The sequence below is a fragment of the Candidatus Saccharimonadales bacterium genome (assembly GCA_035317825.1).
Taxonomy (GTDB): Bacteria; Patescibacteriota; Saccharimonadia; order Saccharimonadales; family Saccharimonadaceae; genus DATHGB01.
Genome location: DATHGB010000027.1, coordinates 44,961 through 60,372, shown reverse-complemented (window position 1 = coordinate 60,372; position 15,412 = coordinate 44,961). Strand labels below are relative to the sequence as shown.

At 45.7% G+C, this 15,412-nt stretch carries 14 protein-coding genes; 1 reads left to right on the top strand and 13 read right to left on the bottom strand.

Annotated features, from left to right (window positions below; all coding sequences use genetic code 11):
* Nucleotides 1-60: 60 nt before the first annotated feature.
* From secA to VK497_05760, 11 genes are all read right to left on the bottom strand, one after another.
* Entirely contained in the window at nt 61-2,679 is a 2,619-nt protein-coding gene (gene secA / locus VK497_05810; protein HMI09882.1) for a preprotein translocase subunit SecA, read from the bottom strand.
* A 103-nt stretch (nt 2,680-2,782) separates the two neighbouring features.
* On the bottom strand, nt 2,783-3,157 hold the full coding sequence (gene raiA / locus VK497_05805) for a ribosome-associated translation inhibitor RaiA (protein ID HMI09881.1): 375 nt from the start codon (nt 3,155-3,157) through the stop codon (nt 2,783-2,785).
* A gap of 48 nt (nt 3,158-3,205) precedes the next feature.
* Nucleotides 3,206-4,450 carry a serine--tRNA ligase gene (gene serS / locus VK497_05800; GenBank protein ID HMI09880.1) on the bottom strand — a complete coding sequence of 415 codons (1,245 nt, stop codon included), beginning with the start codon at nt 4,448-4,450 and terminating at the stop codon, nt 3,206-3,208.
* A 57-nt stretch (nt 4,451-4,507) separates the two neighbouring features.
* Nucleotides 4,508-5,884: an ABC transporter permease gene (locus VK497_05795; GenBank protein HMI09879.1), complete on the bottom strand. Its 1,377-nt coding sequence runs from the start codon at nt 5,882-5,884 to the stop codon at nt 4,508-4,510.
* Nucleotides 5,881-6,606 carry an ABC transporter ATP-binding protein gene (locus VK497_05790; protein HMI09878.1) on the bottom strand — a complete coding sequence of 242 codons (726 nt, stop codon included), beginning with the start codon at nt 6,604-6,606 and terminating at the stop codon, nt 5,881-5,883. The genes VK497_05795 and VK497_05790 overlap by 4 nt, the downstream gene beginning before the upstream one ends.
* Entirely contained in the window at nt 6,593-8,215 is a 1,623-nt protein-coding gene (locus VK497_05785; GenBank protein ID HMI09877.1) for a PspC domain-containing protein, read from the bottom strand. Before VK497_05785 ends, VK497_05790 begins: the two co-directional genes overlap by 14 nt.
* Nucleotides 8,216-8,224: 9 nt before the next feature.
* Nucleotides 8,225-8,569, bottom strand: a complete 345-nt coding sequence (locus tag VK497_05780) for a PadR family transcriptional regulator (protein ID HMI09876.1) — start codon at nt 8,567-8,569, stop codon at nt 8,225-8,227.
* A gap of 81 nt (nt 8,570-8,650) precedes the next feature.
* A complete protein-coding gene (locus VK497_05775; GenBank protein HMI09875.1) occupies nt 8,651-10,444 on the bottom strand; it encodes a DUF2207 domain-containing protein in 1,794 nt (597 codons plus the stop codon).
* Nucleotides 10,445-10,501: 57 nt separating this feature from the next.
* The gene (locus tag VK497_05770; GenBank protein HMI09874.1) at nt 10,502-10,756 is read right to left on the bottom strand and encodes a DUF4342 domain-containing protein; all 255 of its coding nucleotides are present in this window, start codon (nt 10,754-10,756) and stop codon (nt 10,502-10,504) included.
* 24 nt (nt 10,757-10,780) lie between these two features.
* Nucleotides 10,781-11,326, bottom strand: coding sequence for an NADPH-dependent FMN reductase (locus VK497_05765; protein ID HMI09873.1), 546 nt, complete (start codon nt 11,324-11,326; stop codon nt 10,781-10,783).
* A 92-nt stretch (nt 11,327-11,418) separates the two neighbouring features.
* A complete protein-coding gene (locus VK497_05760; GenBank protein ID HMI09872.1) occupies nt 11,419-12,930 on the bottom strand; it encodes a lysine--tRNA ligase in 1,512 nt (503 codons plus the stop codon).
* Between the two features lie 111 nt (nt 12,931-13,041).
* Here VK497_05760 and VK497_05755 point away from each other — a divergent pair, with 111 nt between their 5' ends.
* Nucleotides 13,042-13,599: a hypothetical protein gene (locus tag VK497_05755; GenBank protein HMI09871.1), complete on the top strand. Its 558-nt coding sequence runs from the start codon at nt 13,042-13,044 to the stop codon at nt 13,597-13,599.
* Here VK497_05755 and greA read toward each other — a convergent pair.
* Nucleotides 13,596-14,051: a transcription elongation factor GreA gene (gene greA, locus VK497_05750; protein ID HMI09870.1), complete on the bottom strand. Its 456-nt coding sequence runs from the start codon at nt 14,049-14,051 to the stop codon at nt 13,596-13,598. The genes VK497_05755 and greA overlap by 4 nt on opposite strands.
* An 85-nt stretch (nt 14,052-14,136) precedes the next feature.
* On the bottom strand, nt 14,137-15,381 hold the full coding sequence (locus VK497_05745; GenBank protein HMI09869.1) for an aminoacyl--tRNA ligase-related protein: 1,245 nt from the start codon (nt 15,379-15,381) through the stop codon (nt 14,137-14,139).
* Between the last annotated feature and the right edge of the window lie 31 nt (nt 15,382-15,412).

Genomic DNA, 15,412 nt, shown 5'->3' with positions numbered 1-15,412 from the left:
CGGTTTCTCGCCGCGCAATTTGCGCCGAGAAACCGGGTTTTCAACTTTCAGAGTAACTTTTTATTTACGGTTTTTCTTACGGTTTTGACGCTGAGATTTCTTTTTCTTACGAGCGTCATTTTTTTGTTTGCTTACTTCAGCAGCTGTTTTAGCTTTTTTAGTACCGAAGTCTTTGTCGCGATTCTGTTCGCCGCCAGTAACTTCGTTAACGCCCCGCTCGATTGCATTAGCAGCAAGTCGGGTTAGTTCGGTTTCGTGCTCTTCGTCTTCTTCGGCAATGGCATCATGTTTATGGACATGCGTCACAGCACGAAGTACTTCGTCGCGAAGTGTCATTTGCAAACTATCAAATAGTTTCTGCGATTCAGAACGATATTCAACCAGAGGGTCACGCTGACCAACGCTGCGCCAGTGAATTCCCTCGCGAAGGTGCTGCATATTTTCAAGGTGCTGCATCCAGAGCGTGTCCAAAACCTGCAGGTAAATGTCACGTTCGACTTTACGAACAATATCTTCACCTAGTTCTTTTTCTTTACCTTTGTAAAATGTGGCTGCTTCTTTTTGTGCTAATTCAAATCGAAGCTTGTCTTTTTTCTCTTCACCGATTGCTTTGATTTTCTTGTCGCTAATTGGGAAAACAATCTCGAATTCTTCGACAAAATTCTTGTTATTTTTAGCTGGAACAGTTGTAAGTTCACGAAGCTTGTCATCCATCAAACGCTGGATTTCCGACTTGATATCTTGGCCTTCCAAGATCTTGCGGCGCATCATATAGACAACACGACGGTGTCGGTTGATCACGTTGTCGTACTGGACAACATTTTTACGCGTGTCGTAGTTGTAGCCTTCGATACGTTTTTGAGCTGATTCGAGCGTTTTTGAAACAGCTTTGTTTTGTATAGGCTGGTCTTCATCGACGCCTAAACGTTCCATTAGGCTAGCGATTCGCTCGCCTTGGAAAATACGCATCAGGTCATCTTCGGTCGATACGTAGAACTGCGTTTCACCAGGGTCACCCTGACGTCCGCCGCGTCCACGCAGCTGGTTGTCGATACGGCGGGATTCGTGTCGTTCTGACCCGATAACCACCAGACCGCCTAGTCCTACGACATCCTTGCCAAGCTTAATGTCGGTACCACGACCGGCAATGTTGGTTGCAAGTGTAATCGCGCCCTTTTCACCCGCTTTTTCAATAATCGCGGCTTCGCGTTCGTTATTTTTCGCGTTGAGGATTTCGTACGGAACTTTTTCTTTGTCTAACCAACTAGCAATCAGTTCGTTCTTTGAAATCGATGCCGAACCAACCAGAACTGGTCGTCCTACTTTGTGGTATTCCTTGATCGCGTCGGCAACAGCCTTCAGCTTGCCCTTTTCCGTTTTAAAGATCAGGTCTTCGTGGTCGATACGCTGAATTGGACGGTTCGATGGAATCTGAATGACATCCAAACTATAGATTTGCTGGAACTCTTCGGCTTCAGTAAACGCCGTACCTGTCATACCGGAAAGTTTTGCATATAGGCGGAAATAGTTCTGGAACGATACGGTTGCAAGCGTCATGCTTTCTTGCAACACTGGTACTTTTTCTTTGGCTTCGATTGCCTGGTGAAGTCCTTCGTTATAGCGACGTCCTTGCATCAAACGGCCGGTATGTTCGTCCACAATGACCACTTCACCATCGTTAGTTACGACATAATCTTTGTCACGCTTGAACAATGTTTGCGCGCGAAGTGCTTGGTCCATATGATAGACAGATCGTACATATTCTGGGGTGTATAAGTTTTTTACTCCGAGTAGTTTTTGCACTTTTTCGACGCCTTCGTCGGTCAGTGCAACGCTACGGCGCTTTTCGTCTAAAACGTAGTCATCCGGGACTAATTTCGCAGCAATCTTAGCGAATTGCAGATAACTTTCTGGGTTTTCAGCAGCAGGTGCGCTAATAATAAGCGGTGTCCTGGCTTCGTCAATCAAAATTGAGTCAACCTCGTCCACGATCGCAAAGTGAAGGTCGCGCTGGCGCAACAGGTCAACTTCGTTTGCCATGTTGTCGCGAAGGTAGTCAAACCCGAATTCATTGTTCGTACCGTAGGTAATATCAGCGGCGTAGGCTTCTTTACGAGTGACAGGACGCAGTTTACGCATACGCGGGTCATCGTGATCCTCGTTGTTGTAGTCCTTGTCGTAAAGAAAAGATGCGTCGTTGATAATAACACCCGTCGACATGCCCAGGAAGTCGAAGAGCTCTCCGTTCCAGCCAGCGTCACGTTGCGCTAGGTAATCGTTTACCGTGACTAAGTGCACGCCTTTTTCTTCAAGTGCATTCAGGTAGGTTGGAAGCGTTGCGACCAGCGTCTTACCTTCACCTGTTTTCATTTCAGCAACGTTGCCTTCATGAAGCGCCATACCACCAATAAGCTGCACGTCGAAATGACGCATGCCAAGTACGCGGTCGCTAGACTCACGAACCAATGCAAAAGCATCAGGTAATAGCTGGTCTAGCGTTTCACCTGCCGCTAACCGTTTTTTTAGTTCGGCCGTCTGCTTTTTGAGATCGGTCTTGCTCATCGCCTTGTATTTATCGGTGAGTGCATTAATCGCACCAACCTTTTTTTGCAACGCTTTTAATATCCGTGTTTGCGGATCACCAAAAATCTTCGTTAGTGCCTTCTGTCTTGTGACCATCGTTATAAACCCCTCACGTCTGAAATTTCTGTCAAATACTACCTTGTATTATACGCTGTTTGGGTTTGATATAAAAGTAGTTACAAGAGGTGTTTTCTGCTAGCTAATTACTTTCGCGGGCGTAACTTCGTTTAAAACGGCTCAACATCCCGCGGCGTCCAACATGAGGCACTGTTGCTTCTTTGTATTTATGTAATTGCGCGACAATTTTAGCCTCGACGATATCAATCGCCGCAAGTACATTGACTGTTGAATCTTTGGCGGTCAACATTTTATCTGGCACGTGTAGAATAACTTCAGCTTCGTATTTGTTGCCGTGGTCGCGGTTTACTTCGCGTAGTTTTACCTCTGCTGTTACGCTTTTTCTCGCGTGTTTGGGCAGATAACGATCGAGCCTGCCTATCTTTTTGGTGACGTATTTCTTTGTCGTACTGTCAAGGTCGAATTTGACACCAGTGATATCGATTGCTTCAATCATGCTACCCTCCTATAAGGTTAGGTCTTGTACAACTTATTATAGCGCGAATTAGATTATTGCGCGACCGCCCATGTACGGGCGAAGGACTTCTGGGACGGCTAATTTACCGTCATCCGTCTGGTTGTGTTCCATGATTGCTACAAGCGAACGAGCTAACGACACTGCCGTTCCATTGAGCGTATGCATCATCTCAACCTTGCCCTCCTTGCGACGAACACGAATATTTAAACTGCGCGCCTGAAAATCCGTACAGTTAGAACAGCTCGTCAGCTCGCGGAATGCTCCGTCTACGATTGACCAATACTCAAGGTCGTATTTCTTTGCGGCAGGCGCACCAAGGTCGCCACTTGCGATGTTAATAATATGGTACGGAACACCAAGTGTCTGCCAAAGCTCTTCTTCGATCGCAAGAATCCGTTCGTGCATTTCAGTACTTTGCTCGGGTGTCGTAAACGCATACATTTCAAGCTTATTAAACTGATGCACGCGGAAAAGACCGCGACTGTGTTTGCCGTATGTTCCCGCCTCTTTACGGTAGCAAGGACTCAGTCCCACATATAAAAGTGGTAATTTGTCTTCATCAATAATTTCATCGGCGTGGTATCCAGTTAAAGGCGCCTCGGACGTTCCAATGAGTGTCAGGTCCTCACCCTCGATAAAGTACTCATTGCTCTCAATGCTGCTTTTTGGAGCGAATCCAGCACCTTGTGCTATCTTTGAATTCACCATGTGGGGCACGGTCATAAAAGTAAAACCTTTTTTAGTAACAAAATCGAGTGCAAATTGCGTAATAGCGTTCTCTAAAAGCGCTAGATCACCTTTTAGATAATAGAACTTCGCACCAGCAACTTTTGCGCCGCGTTCAAAATCAACCCAGTCACGTGACACGGCATAATCTAAGTGATCAATCGCACCAGTTTCTTGCGCTCCCCATCTTTTAACCTCAACGCTGTCTTCTTCAGCACCGATAGGCACGTCAGAAAACATCATGTTTGGTAATTGGTCCAGGCGAGACATCAGCTCAGTCTCTGCTTCTTTTAGTTTTACTTCCAAGATAGCAAGCTCTTCGCGAAGGTTTTTCCCTTCGGCAATAAGTTCATCAGATGGTTTGCCACCCTTCATTTGAGAAGCGATTTCATTTCGTCTTTCACGCAGTTCATCTGCTTGTTTTTGCAGTTCACGCTTACTGGAATCCCACTTCAAAAGCTCGTCAACACTGACGTTATAGCCTTTATTTTTAGCATTGGTCTGCACTTCATCGGCGTGCTCACGGACAAAACGGATATCTAACATAGTCCTATTGTAACAAAAACCGCCCCTAAAGGCGGTAGTTTTTGCTGAGAAGTCCTTCTATTCCGTACGAAGAGCTTCAATCGGGTCAAGTTTAGCTGCTCGGCGAGCTGGTAGATAGCCCGCAGTAATCGCAATAATGATCAAAACAAGGATAAGCAAGGCAATTGGCAGTGGCTGAAATACCAATATATGGCTATCGTCTGCAAGACTAAGCTGCTTGGTAATCCAAGGGTTCAAAAGCGTACCGAGAATCACCGCTAGACCCGAGCCAAGAACACCACCCAGGAAGCCAATCCATGCTGCTTCATACCGGAACAGCCGGGCTATGTCACGTCGGCGCGTGCCTAAGGCTTTCATCAGGCCAATCTGCTGCGTACGTTCAAGCACACTGATGTACATGGTGTTGATAATCCCAAACACGCTCGCAAACAGCGCTAGGACACCAAAGCCGATGACGATGCCCTGTAGGATATTAACAATCGTAAATAGAAATGCCTGTAGGTCCTTTGCGGTTTGCGTAGGATAGCCTTCCTTTTCAAGTTGGGCTTTGACGTCCTCGGGTGTCTTGCCATCTTTCACAAGCGCCGATGCCGCCATGTATTTTTGGTAGCTGGCAGTACCCTTAGTCACGTATTCCGATAATTCACGGGCTTGGCCGTCTGAAACCATAAGCGCGCCACCGGTTACGAATGCTAGCGAAGATTGCTTGGCTAATGCCCGTACCGTATACGTTACGTCTTTAGTCTCGCCCTGTGCCAACTTTGCCAGGCCCGCAGGACCTTCCGTGGCAATAATCTGGTTTATTTCGGCTTCGGTCGGTTGAGCTGCCGGTTTTGCAACCGTTAACGTTACTTTTTTGCCGATTAGGGCTTCTTTACTTGCCGCGACTTTATTCTTAACTAGGATGTCGGCGAATGCCTCTGGCATAACAATATCACCGTCTCCGATCTGTGTCCCGAGAGCAGGCAAATTACCAGCAGCTGTCTCGCTACGGATTGTTGAATCGTACATTTGCACCAAACTTGTATACTTTTTCGCATCGCCTTCAACGCCAAAGTAGCGGATGGTTGGTTGGTAGGCCGGTTGTACGTCTTTAAGGTCAGGATTTTCACGAATCTTGTCGATATCTTTTTGGGTTAGCTGCTTGAACGTCTGCCCTTGCGTACTCGTTGTCAGATCAGGGTCGTACTCACGCAACGCACTCTGGCCGCTATCTTGACCAACGACAGCCTTATCTTTAACGATAAGCAGCGCTTGAGGATTAATATTTGATCCGATTAGCTTGTCGGCGTATTGACGCGAGCCTTCTCCGGCCGCAAGTGAAAGCGTCAACGTAAATGCGCCTACGGCAATCGCCATACTCGTAAGTAGCGTACGGACTTTGGCATGTCGCAAACTACGACCTGCGCGGCGGGCAATATCACTCGTTTTCATAACTGTACCTTTCTTGAAGTAACGTTCTTTAGATCAGCAGCGTGACCTTTTTTCTCAATAGATTGGACTTTCCCGTCTTTGATGTGGATTTTGATATCACATTTAGCTGCTAGTTCAGGGTCGTGCGTAACAATAATCAATGTCGTACCGTTTTGCTTATTGTAGTCAAAAAGCAGTTGTTCGATGATCGCGCCAGTCGTGCTATCAAGGTTACCAGTTGGTTCGTCAGCAAATAAAATCTGAGGATCGTTTACAATTGCGCGCGCAATTGCAAGACGCTGTTTTTGACCTCCGGAAAGATTCCGGGCACGGGATTTTTTCTTGTCAGTAAGCTCGACCGCGGCAAGCGCCTGGTCGACTTTAGCACGACGCTTACTTCTTGACAGGTTCGCAATCTCAAGTGGCAAGCTAACATTATCAAAACAACTTTCATTAGCCTGCACGAAAAACGACTGGAAAATAAAGCTCATTTTGGTGGCTCGGAATTTGTCGATCTGTTTGGTCTTTAGTTTTAAGATATCTTCACCGTCAACTATAATTTCACCTGTTTCTGGCCGGTCAAGCCCGCTCATAACATGCATCAATGTGGATTTGCCACTACCAGACCTACCAAGGATAGCAACACTTGCTCCATCTGGAATGGAAAGGCTTACATCATCTAGCGCCGTAAACAGATTCTGTTTCTTCCCATATGTTTTCGTAACGTTTTTAACTTCGATCATTTTTTTCTCCCTCTACTAATAATCTCATACATGTTAGATCAGCGGATTCTATTGCCTGGTTCGCACCATTAACGGCTAGGCTTCCCGTGCTCCATAGACTTAGATGTGACTGCATGCCGGATGGACACGAATTCGCATGTGTCACCTCGATGCTCTGCGTTGTTCCAAAGTTGACACTCACATCACTAGCAAGCTTCACCTTTGCGCGCATAACCGTTGCGTTATCGGCCGAGACAGTCGCGTTATCGTCAGTCGTAACTTGTAGATTCTCCACCGTTCCCTCGCCTATATTGAGAGTAGCATCTTTTTTTACATTTAGCTCAAGATTAGACTGACTAAGAGGACTGTAAATGACATAGGATTGCATAGCAGCCTCAACAGACTGTAATGCTGGACCGTAGATGGTAATTTTCTGCTGAGACCCATCACATCCTGGCCAGTAGCATAGGCGGCGAACATCATTTTTCTCAACACCAATAACAAGTTTCGTACCATCCATTTTGGCCGAAACCTTTGGTATGTTTACTCCTTTTTGCGTGACAACGCGCATCTCCGCACGAGGCTCGCCCGGCTCTACGATATATTGGACGTTAAAGCTTGATGCCGATACGGAAAGTGCCGTTGCGGCTTTGATATTACCTGGCAATGCAATATTTACCTGATGGGTATTTTCCTCGACTACCTGTCGCTGCACAGTCGCGCCGTATTGGCCCAGACCAATCGCAGTTCCAAACGATACAAGACCAAGAACAATAACGACAATCGTGCTGACCCATACCCTTCGGGTTATTTTTTGCGTGAATGCAGCATATGCGCCTAGCAAGAATAGGATTCCTAGCAAAAGTCCGCTAGCTGCCGCTAAGCTAGCAGCCGCAACCAAGAACCCAGACGCTTCCTGCTGCCAGGCGTCATCAATGAATGAACTTTGGATAAGGCTGACGACAATCGCCGCAACCAGAGTAAAGCATCCCGCTGCTATAAGCGCTGCAAAAATACCTAAAATAAAGGATACTACCCGACGGCCAGTTGGCACTGAGTCGGATTTTTCTTCACTTCCTTCATTCATCTCGCGGATAGAAGCAATAGTAACCGGGCGACCCGTCATCTGCAGTTTATCTGCTGCCGTTTTAGCTGGCGGCACGACGATCCATAGCACGATGTATACCAGTAACGCAGTTCCAAACGAAGCTAGTGCGACAACGATGAATAGTAGCCTCACCCACAATGGATTAATGCCAAAGAATGCGCCTATACCGCTCATCACTCCACCAAGTACGGCATTATCAACGTCTCGGAAAAGTTTTCGCGTATTGCTTCCTACTTGTTCACTATCATTTTGACCTATAGCCATATCACCATCACCCATGAAATCTTTTGGCTCGCCTAGCTGTTGTTTTAGCGCCTTGACGTCGTCAAGGCTAATCACCCCGTTTTTATTAACGCCCCGCTCTGTCAGAATTTCAGTGATGCGTATTTCAATGTCACCAATAATTTCGGCGTCGTCGCTGTATGCTTCGAGTGTTCGAAGATAGGCTTCTAATTCTTTTTTAGCCTCGATTTCAGCGTCGTAAGGCACTTTTGCAATGTGGATTCTAGTAATTTCTTTCATAATGTATCCTTATAGTTTCTTTAGTGTCGCATTTAGCGTCGCAATTTTTTTCGTTGTATGTTCCATAACTTCGTTGCCATATTCGGTGATCTTGTAATACTTTCTAGGTGGTCCTTGCTCAGACTCTTGCCATTCATGGGTCAGCAGACCATCTTTTTGCAAACGGCTAAGCAAGGGGTAAATTGTCCCCTCTACAACGACCAGTTCCGCATCACTAAGCCGGCGGATAATATCACTGGTGTACATTGGATTACCACTGCATACTTTTAGAACGCAATAAGCCAAGAAGCCTTTTCGCAGCTGCGTGGCAAGCTGTTCGGCATACGTTTCGCTAGATTGTTCTTGTTCTGTCATAGTTCTATGTTATACAAGGTACTGTTACGTGTCAAGTATTTTGTTATGTACATACGTTTTGATAGAAAGAGAGACTGGTTTTTACCAGCCTCCACCTCCGCCGCCGCCACCGCCTCCACCAGACGACCCTCCCCCGCTCGAACCACCAGATGATGAACTCGACGAAGAACTATATGATGAATTTTGACTACTAAAGCTACTAAGCGCCAAACTGAATACAACCGCGTTAAACGCGGTATTGCCCACGTACCAATCCGGCTGGCTACTACTCGTTTCGTAATACGCACCGAGTTGCTTAGCCCATTCTTTTTCAACGTTGAAGAGCACCGCATACGGAAGTACCCGTTCGTATAATGTAACGAGTTGTTTGGTGTCATTCTTATCAACTTTGACGCCAACTTTTTCCGCCCCTTCAGGACTCTGCAGCATCTTAATACGATCTTCCTCGGCAATGGTAACGTATTCTTTTAGACCCAATAAATAATCACGAAGCGTGACACCTTTTTCGGTGCGCGGCCACAATGTATAAGCAATACTAAAAGCAATGATCGCTGCAATGATAATAAGCGGCGAAAGCGTCACGACACCTAAAGCGATTGCAATAATACCAACCAATTTAAAATCTCGCGCTTCTTTTTCTGCCCGCTCAAACAATTCATATTTGCCGCGAACGTCTTTACGTAATGCTTTGCGACTGGCAGTTAATTTTTGGCTCATAGAGGAGTTGCTTTGCAGTTTCTTCATCTCGAATCGGCTACCGATTGCCATGCTTCCACCAAACAAATCACTTAAAAGGCGGAGCTCTTCTGTACGCAGATCACTCGTATCTTTTGCTATTTCCAACTCATATTCCGCAGGTTTAAATAGTGTTTTATCCTTGGTTTGATAAATCTTTAAGTAATGCCGGACTGCTAAATCAATAATTTGCGCGGTCATGTCGGATGTCACGTTACCCAGCACCTGGGCCGACGCTAGAACACTCGCCTCGTTCGGTGGTAGATACTCAGGGATAATCGTTCCGCGGCCTTTAGCGCGGTTCATAACCCGGTGACGCTTAATCAGCATCCAAATGATCGCCCCGATGGCAATAACCGAGCCCACAACCTGTACTGCGATCCAAATAATGAAAAGTATCACCAGTATCTTTTCGCCAAGCGTTTGTTGGTATCCGGCAAATGTATGAGGTTTAAATCCAACCGCGATTGTCATATTTTCAAAGGCACGCATATCAGTTGCCTCGGCAATAAAAATAGTACCGTCTTCTTGAGGAATTTTACTAATGGTACACTGGTCCGTACTGCCAACTGTCCCTTTATAGCATCTTTGGCTGTCCGTCAGTTGTCCGGCAAGTTTTGCGCTTACATGAAGTCCCATACTCACCTTACCCATTGGCTGTTGCCACTGAGTGCCGTTTACGTCCCAGTAAAACTCGTCGTCATTCGTATTACTAAAAAACCTTGTCACGTCGCGTTGGGTATAGGTAATGACATACGTATGAACTCCGTGAACATACATGCTGGCATCACCGATCCGTAACAAAAGGTTATCGTCTGCTGTCGTTTCGGAATATGATAATTTTTTGCCGCTGCCGTCAACAACGGACAGGACTTTCAAGCTCGTAGAGTGGCCGTCGTATTTCTTAGGAAAGGCTCGTTCTAAACCATGATTCTGGTCATACGTGGGAAAAACCGCTTTGATCGTTTCGGTAGTTTTGAGGCTAGAGTGTCCTTCCTTATCCTGATCAAGCGTATATTTAGCATCAAAACTTTCAATCGTAAAATTATTTACATTTTGAGCTGCCACATCCTTGCTACTATGTACCGCCCCTAGGGCGACTAACGTGATGGTAAGCAAACCAAAAAGTAGGCGTTTCATGTCTTTACTATAACAAAAAGCGCCCCAGATGGGACGCTTATTCTGCTTAAAGATATCTTATGCCTCGCGGCGTTCGACAATAATCGTGCATTCCGTAACAAGCGCAGCAATTGCACCGACAGCAGCCAGCACCGGTGCTAGTACAATCCCCACGACCCCAATGGTTAGCGGAACTTCAATCAGCGTTTTGTTCTCTTTATCCTTAATAATGATACGCCGAACATTTCCCTCGTTAACTAATTGCTTCACCTTTGCGAGGAGATCTTCGCCCTTAACCCTGAACTCTTCTTGTGTCTGCTTTTCATTACTCATACAACCAATTATAGCACCCGCGGACTACTTCTCTTTTTCTACCCAGGCAACGAATGTATCAATATAGCCCTGAAGATTCTTGCGCCATCTTTCGTCAGTTAAGATTCCGTTTTCATCAAATAATTCAGTAGCATTGGCTACATAAATTTCAGGCTGACCCATCTGTTTTGTTTCAAGAAACGCGAGGATATGGCGCATATCAGATTGTGCAATGGCCGTTCCGACAGGTCCGACCGACGCGCCGACAACTCCAACAGGTTTGCCTGCAAACGAATTCGTGCCCCATGGACGGCTTATCCAGTCGACTGCATTCTTTAAGACACCAGGCGTACTTCGGTTATATTCCGGAGTGACAAATAATACGCCGTCAGAGGCTTCGACTATATCTTTGCCTTCTTGGGCTGAGGCAGGATAATTAGAAGCTTCGACATCTTGGTTAAACAGTGGCAGATTAATATCTACATAAGTAAACTCCGTACCTTCGGGCGCTAATTCCTCAAGATTTTTTGCTAAGTATTTATTAATCGATTCTTTTCGTAAACTTCCCACAATTACAGCAATACGCGTCATAAACGCTCCTTTCATTTCAATTATTACTATACTTAGTATAGTAATTTTAGATATGAAATGCAAGAGGAATAATATACTTTATATAGTATTTTCTAGAGCTTTACGTCAGGATACGTTTCACGGGTCGTTGGGTCAATCTCGGTACGAAGCTGCGGGAATGGAACGCCTTCACGGGCGGTAATGCCCTCAAGAATCCAGAATAACCGTTCGGCATGGCCGTAACCACATGCTGGCGGCATGCCATATTCAAGCATTTCAACAAAATCAATATCTAGCATCATCGCTTCATCGTCGCCAGCATCACGTAGTTTTTGCTGGTCAACAAAGCGGTTTAACTGATCCACGGGATCATTCAATTCGCTATATGCCTTGCAGGCTTCCGTTCCGCCAAGAAGCAGGTTGAACTGCTCGGTCAGGCGCGGGTCTTTGTCCTGTAGTTTCGCAAGCGGTTGCAAGAACGCCGGTACATCAATCAAAAATGCAGGTCCATTTAATTCAACACGGATCTTTTTCCATAATTTATCGATACACCGTCCAAGGTTATCGCTTTTTTCGAGTTCTAGATTATTTTCTTTTAATTTAGCCTGGACTTCCTCAAGCGTCGTATTGAATACGTCGATGCCAAAACGTTCTTTGATGACACCGACAAAGCTAACACGCGGCCAATCTTCCCCGTCTTTACCAAGGTCAACGGTCATACCGTTTAATAGCGTAAACTGGCGTGTTCCCCATGTTTTATCGGCAATTGCCCTGACCATATCCTGAGTCAGTTTCATTCCATCTTCCCAGTCGGCATACGCCCAGTACCATTCCATCGCAACGTGTTCTGGTAAATGTTCGTCGCTGTAATTTTCATTCCTAAAACGCGGCCCAATATCGTAGACCTTTTCAAAACCAGCGCCAAGCAGCCGCTTTAATGGAAGCTCGTGGCTAATACGCAGATAAAAATCCTGGTCCAAAGCGTCCATGTGCGTCACGAACGGATTAGCATCCGCCCCGCCTGTCGTGTGTTCCAAAACGGGCACGTTAACTTCGACGAATCCTTGTTCATTTAGATAATCCCTAGTTGCTTGCCAAAATTTTGAACGGCGGACAAATCTTGCGCGTACATCGCTGTTTACGTTCATATCAACGTAACGGCGGCGGAGGCGCTCCTCTTTGTTTGTTAGTTCGGTTGGCATTGGACGAAGGCTTTTCGTAAGCAAACGAAGCGTTTTTACCGCAACGGATATTTCGCCTGTTTTGGTTTTAATCACTTCACCGGTTGCTTCAACAAAATCACCTGTATCAAGAAGTGGCAATTCTTTAATTCCCAGAATACCCTCAGCAGCGTTAAGTTCGGATACGTCACCGTCGCGAAGGAACAACTGCACCTGGCCGGTAAAATCCTTAATAACAATAAACGCAAGTTTGCCGAACTTACGCAGTCCAACAATCCGGCCAGCAACCGTGACGGTCTGGCCTTCGAGCTTATCAAAGCCAGATACAACATCAGTCGTATTGTGAGTACGATGAGATTCACTAGGGTACGGATTAATGCCTAGCGTTTTAAGCTCATCTAATTTTCGTAGCCGCTCATCACGGTAATCTTGGAGTGTTGCCATATCTGTTACAGTATATCGTATTCCCGCCAAAAAGTCTTTGCTGTTTGAAGACTTGTATTTGTATAGCACTTATGGTATAATGCAAGCAACATTTCAAGTAAACGACAGATTATGAAAAAAGATTTCTCACCCCTCTGGCCCTCACGGCAACCTAACAATTTCTCAGAACTGGGACGCACTCTAGCCGTTCCTTCTGTAATTGTGGCTCATGACCATCTCGTAGAATCTTTGAATACGTTCAAAGCTCATACCGGTCTTCCGCACACTCAACAAGAACAACTCGAGGCTGTCATCACAAAGGACGCACAAGACCTTGTGGTTCAAATTGTGCCTCCTCAAGTCGCAGAGGTACTTACACTAGAAAACCCCCGTCCAAGTGAACCAGTTGCGCCGACTCTCAATGATACATATCTACTCGCCAACGCATTAGACACAACGGGTGATCCAAAAGTTCATGATGCGCTTGGTTATATTCTCGAATGTGAACCACCTCTTTTCAGCGATATTTTAAAGATGGCGTATGATATGTCAGAGATCACCGGAGATCCTCTTATGGTTGAGCATCACCGTCTTATGGAGCTAGAAGCTTCTGAGATGGACTTATACATACAAAACTGGGCGCTTGCCCGATATGCCAAAAAACAGGCTGAGAAGCAAAAAACTAGCTAGTTAATTGAAACGATTTCGTAAGTAGTTGAACCCTTAGGGGTTGTGATGGTAGCCGTATCACCTACTTTTTTGCCCATAAGCGCAGCACCGATTGGAGATTCGTTGCTAATTTTGCCCTCAAGCGGGTCGGCTTCTACTGGACCAACGACACTGTAAATGACCGTCTTTTTGCCAGTTTTTAGTTCAACTTTGTTGCCTAAAGATACTTTTGAAGTCTTGCCGCCGCGAATTAATTCAGCGTTAAGCAGGATGTCTTCGATTTCGGCAATGCGGCTTTCAACGAGCCCTTGCTCTTCGCGAGCACTATCGTATTCGGCATTCTCAGAAAGATCGCCAAAATCACGTGCCTCAGCAATTTTGTCGGCAATGTCACCACGACGGCCTTTAAGCTCTTGTAGTTCGGCCTCAAGTTCGGTTTTGCCTTCATCTGTAATTTGGTATAATTTCTTCATAATGTTCCTTACGTCTTAAAAATGGTGTCTCTACAGACACATCGTACGCTACATATAGTGTACTATTTCTCGCAATGATTTGCAATCAGTTCAGTTTAGCAAGCAGCTCCTCTCGTGTCAATAGAGCGCTGACCCCTGTTGTTCTAGGGGTATACTCATATTGGTTAGATTCTATCAGCCGGTCACTGACAGTTACGCGGTGTGGAATGCCCATTAGCTCACTATCTGCGAATTTAGCGCCTGGACGCTCGTCACGGTCGTCGTAGATCACTTCAATACCCTTTTTGGTCAATTCTTCGTAAAGTTCGTTAGCGTGCTTTACGGCCTCTTCTCCGCCGATACGAACCAAGTATACTTTGGCAGGTGCAATATTCTCTGGCCAGACAATACCCTTGTCGTCGGCAAATTTTTCAACAACCACCCCCATTAGGCGAGTAATGCCAATTCCATACGATCCTAGATAGACAAATTGCTTCTTGCCTTCGCTATTCGTGAACGTAAAGTTAGTGTCTTTACTCTTTTGAATACCAAAATTAAAGATGTTGCCCACTTCGGCGCTTTTCACCTTTTCAAGGTCTTCGCGTTTGATGCCAAGCTCTTTTAGGCTTTCTTCGTTCAAAACTTCTTCGTTCACCGCAATATTCTTTTCGCGGTGTATGTAAATAACATCTTCACCCGCATCACATACCGTTTGGAATTCGTGGCTAAACTGCGTAAACGCGCCCCCGCTAGCAAAGGTGACATAGGTGTCATCTCCTAGTCCTAGGCGATCAAATACGCGGTTATACGCGTCTATCGTGTCAGCATAGAATTTATCGTGCTGAGTAGCGTCAATACTACATGAATACATGTCTTTCATGACGAATTCGCGGCCGCGCATAATACCGCTTTTGGCGCGAAGTTCATTACGCATTTTTGTCTGAAACTGGTACACATTGATTGGCAGATCCTTGTAGCTTTCAAGATATTGCTTCATCATCTCAATAATCGCTTCTTCGTGTGACCAGCCAAAGCCAACTTCGGTATCGTCTTTTAGCTTTGATTTAAACCACACATCGACAACTTCGTCATCCCAACGGCCGGTTTCCTCCCACGTTTCTTTCTTTTGCAGGCTGCTCATAATAAGCTCTTGCCCGCCAACAGAATTCATTTCTTCGCGAACGATCTGTTTAATATTTTCAAGCACTCGTAAACCAAGTGGCGTATAGGCATACACGCCAGCCATTACTTTATAGACAAAGCCCGCCCTGATAAGTAGCTGGGCATTTTTCGCCACCTCGTCGGCTGGCGCTGTTTTACTGGTTTTGGTGAAATTTTGGGATAATCGCATAATATGTCGCTCCTAGGATTACTGTTTAGAT

Excerpts from the sequence above, each read along its gene's own strand:
- secA (HMI09882.1), bottom strand. The coding sequence starts at position 2,679 with ATGGTCACAAGACAGAAGGCACTAACGAAGATTTTTGGTGATCCGCAA.
- serS (HMI09880.1), bottom strand. The coding sequence starts at position 4,450 with ATGTTAGATATCCGTTTTGTCCGTGAGCACGCCGATGAAGTGCAGACC.
- VK497_05745 (HMI09869.1), bottom strand. The coding sequence starts at position 15,381 with ATGCGATTATCCCAAAATTTCACCAAAACCAGTAAAACAGCGCCAGCC.
- VK497_05795 (HMI09879.1), bottom strand. The coding sequence starts at position 5,884 with ATGAAAACGAGTGATATTGCCCGCCGCGCAGGTCGTAGTTTGCGACAT.
- VK497_05790 (HMI09878.1), bottom strand. The coding sequence starts at position 6,606 with ATGATCGAAGTTAAAAACGTTACGAAAACATATGGGAAGAAACAGAAT.
- VK497_05780 (HMI09876.1), bottom strand. The coding sequence starts at position 8,569 with ATGACAGAACAAGAACAATCTAGCGAAACGTATGCCGAACAGCTTGCC.
- VK497_05785 (HMI09877.1), bottom strand. The coding sequence starts at position 8,215 with ATGAAAGAAATTACTAGAATCCACATTGCAAAAGTGCCTTACGACGCT.
- greA (HMI09870.1), bottom strand. The coding sequence starts at position 14,051 with ATGAAGAAATTATACCAAATTACAGATGAAGGCAAAACCGAACTTGAG.
- VK497_05755 (HMI09871.1), top strand. The coding sequence starts at position 13,042 with ATGAAAAAAGATTTCTCACCCCTCTGGCCCTCACGGCAACCTAACAAT.
- VK497_05775 (HMI09875.1), bottom strand. The coding sequence starts at position 10,444 with ATGAAACGCCTACTTTTTGGTTTGCTTACCATCACGTTAGTCGCCCTA.
- VK497_05760 (HMI09872.1), bottom strand. The coding sequence starts at position 12,930 with ATGGCAACACTCCAAGATTACCGTGATGAGCGGCTACGAAAATTAGAT.
- raiA (HMI09881.1), bottom strand. The coding sequence starts at position 3,157 with ATGATTGAAGCAATCGATATCACTGGTGTCAAATTCGACCTTGACAGT.
- VK497_05765 (HMI09873.1), bottom strand. The coding sequence starts at position 11,326 with ATGACGCGTATTGCTGTAATTGTGGGAAGTTTACGAAAAGAATCGATT.
- VK497_05770 (HMI09874.1), bottom strand. The coding sequence starts at position 10,756 with ATGAGTAATGAAAAGCAGACACAAGAAGAGTTCAGGGTTAAGGGCGAA.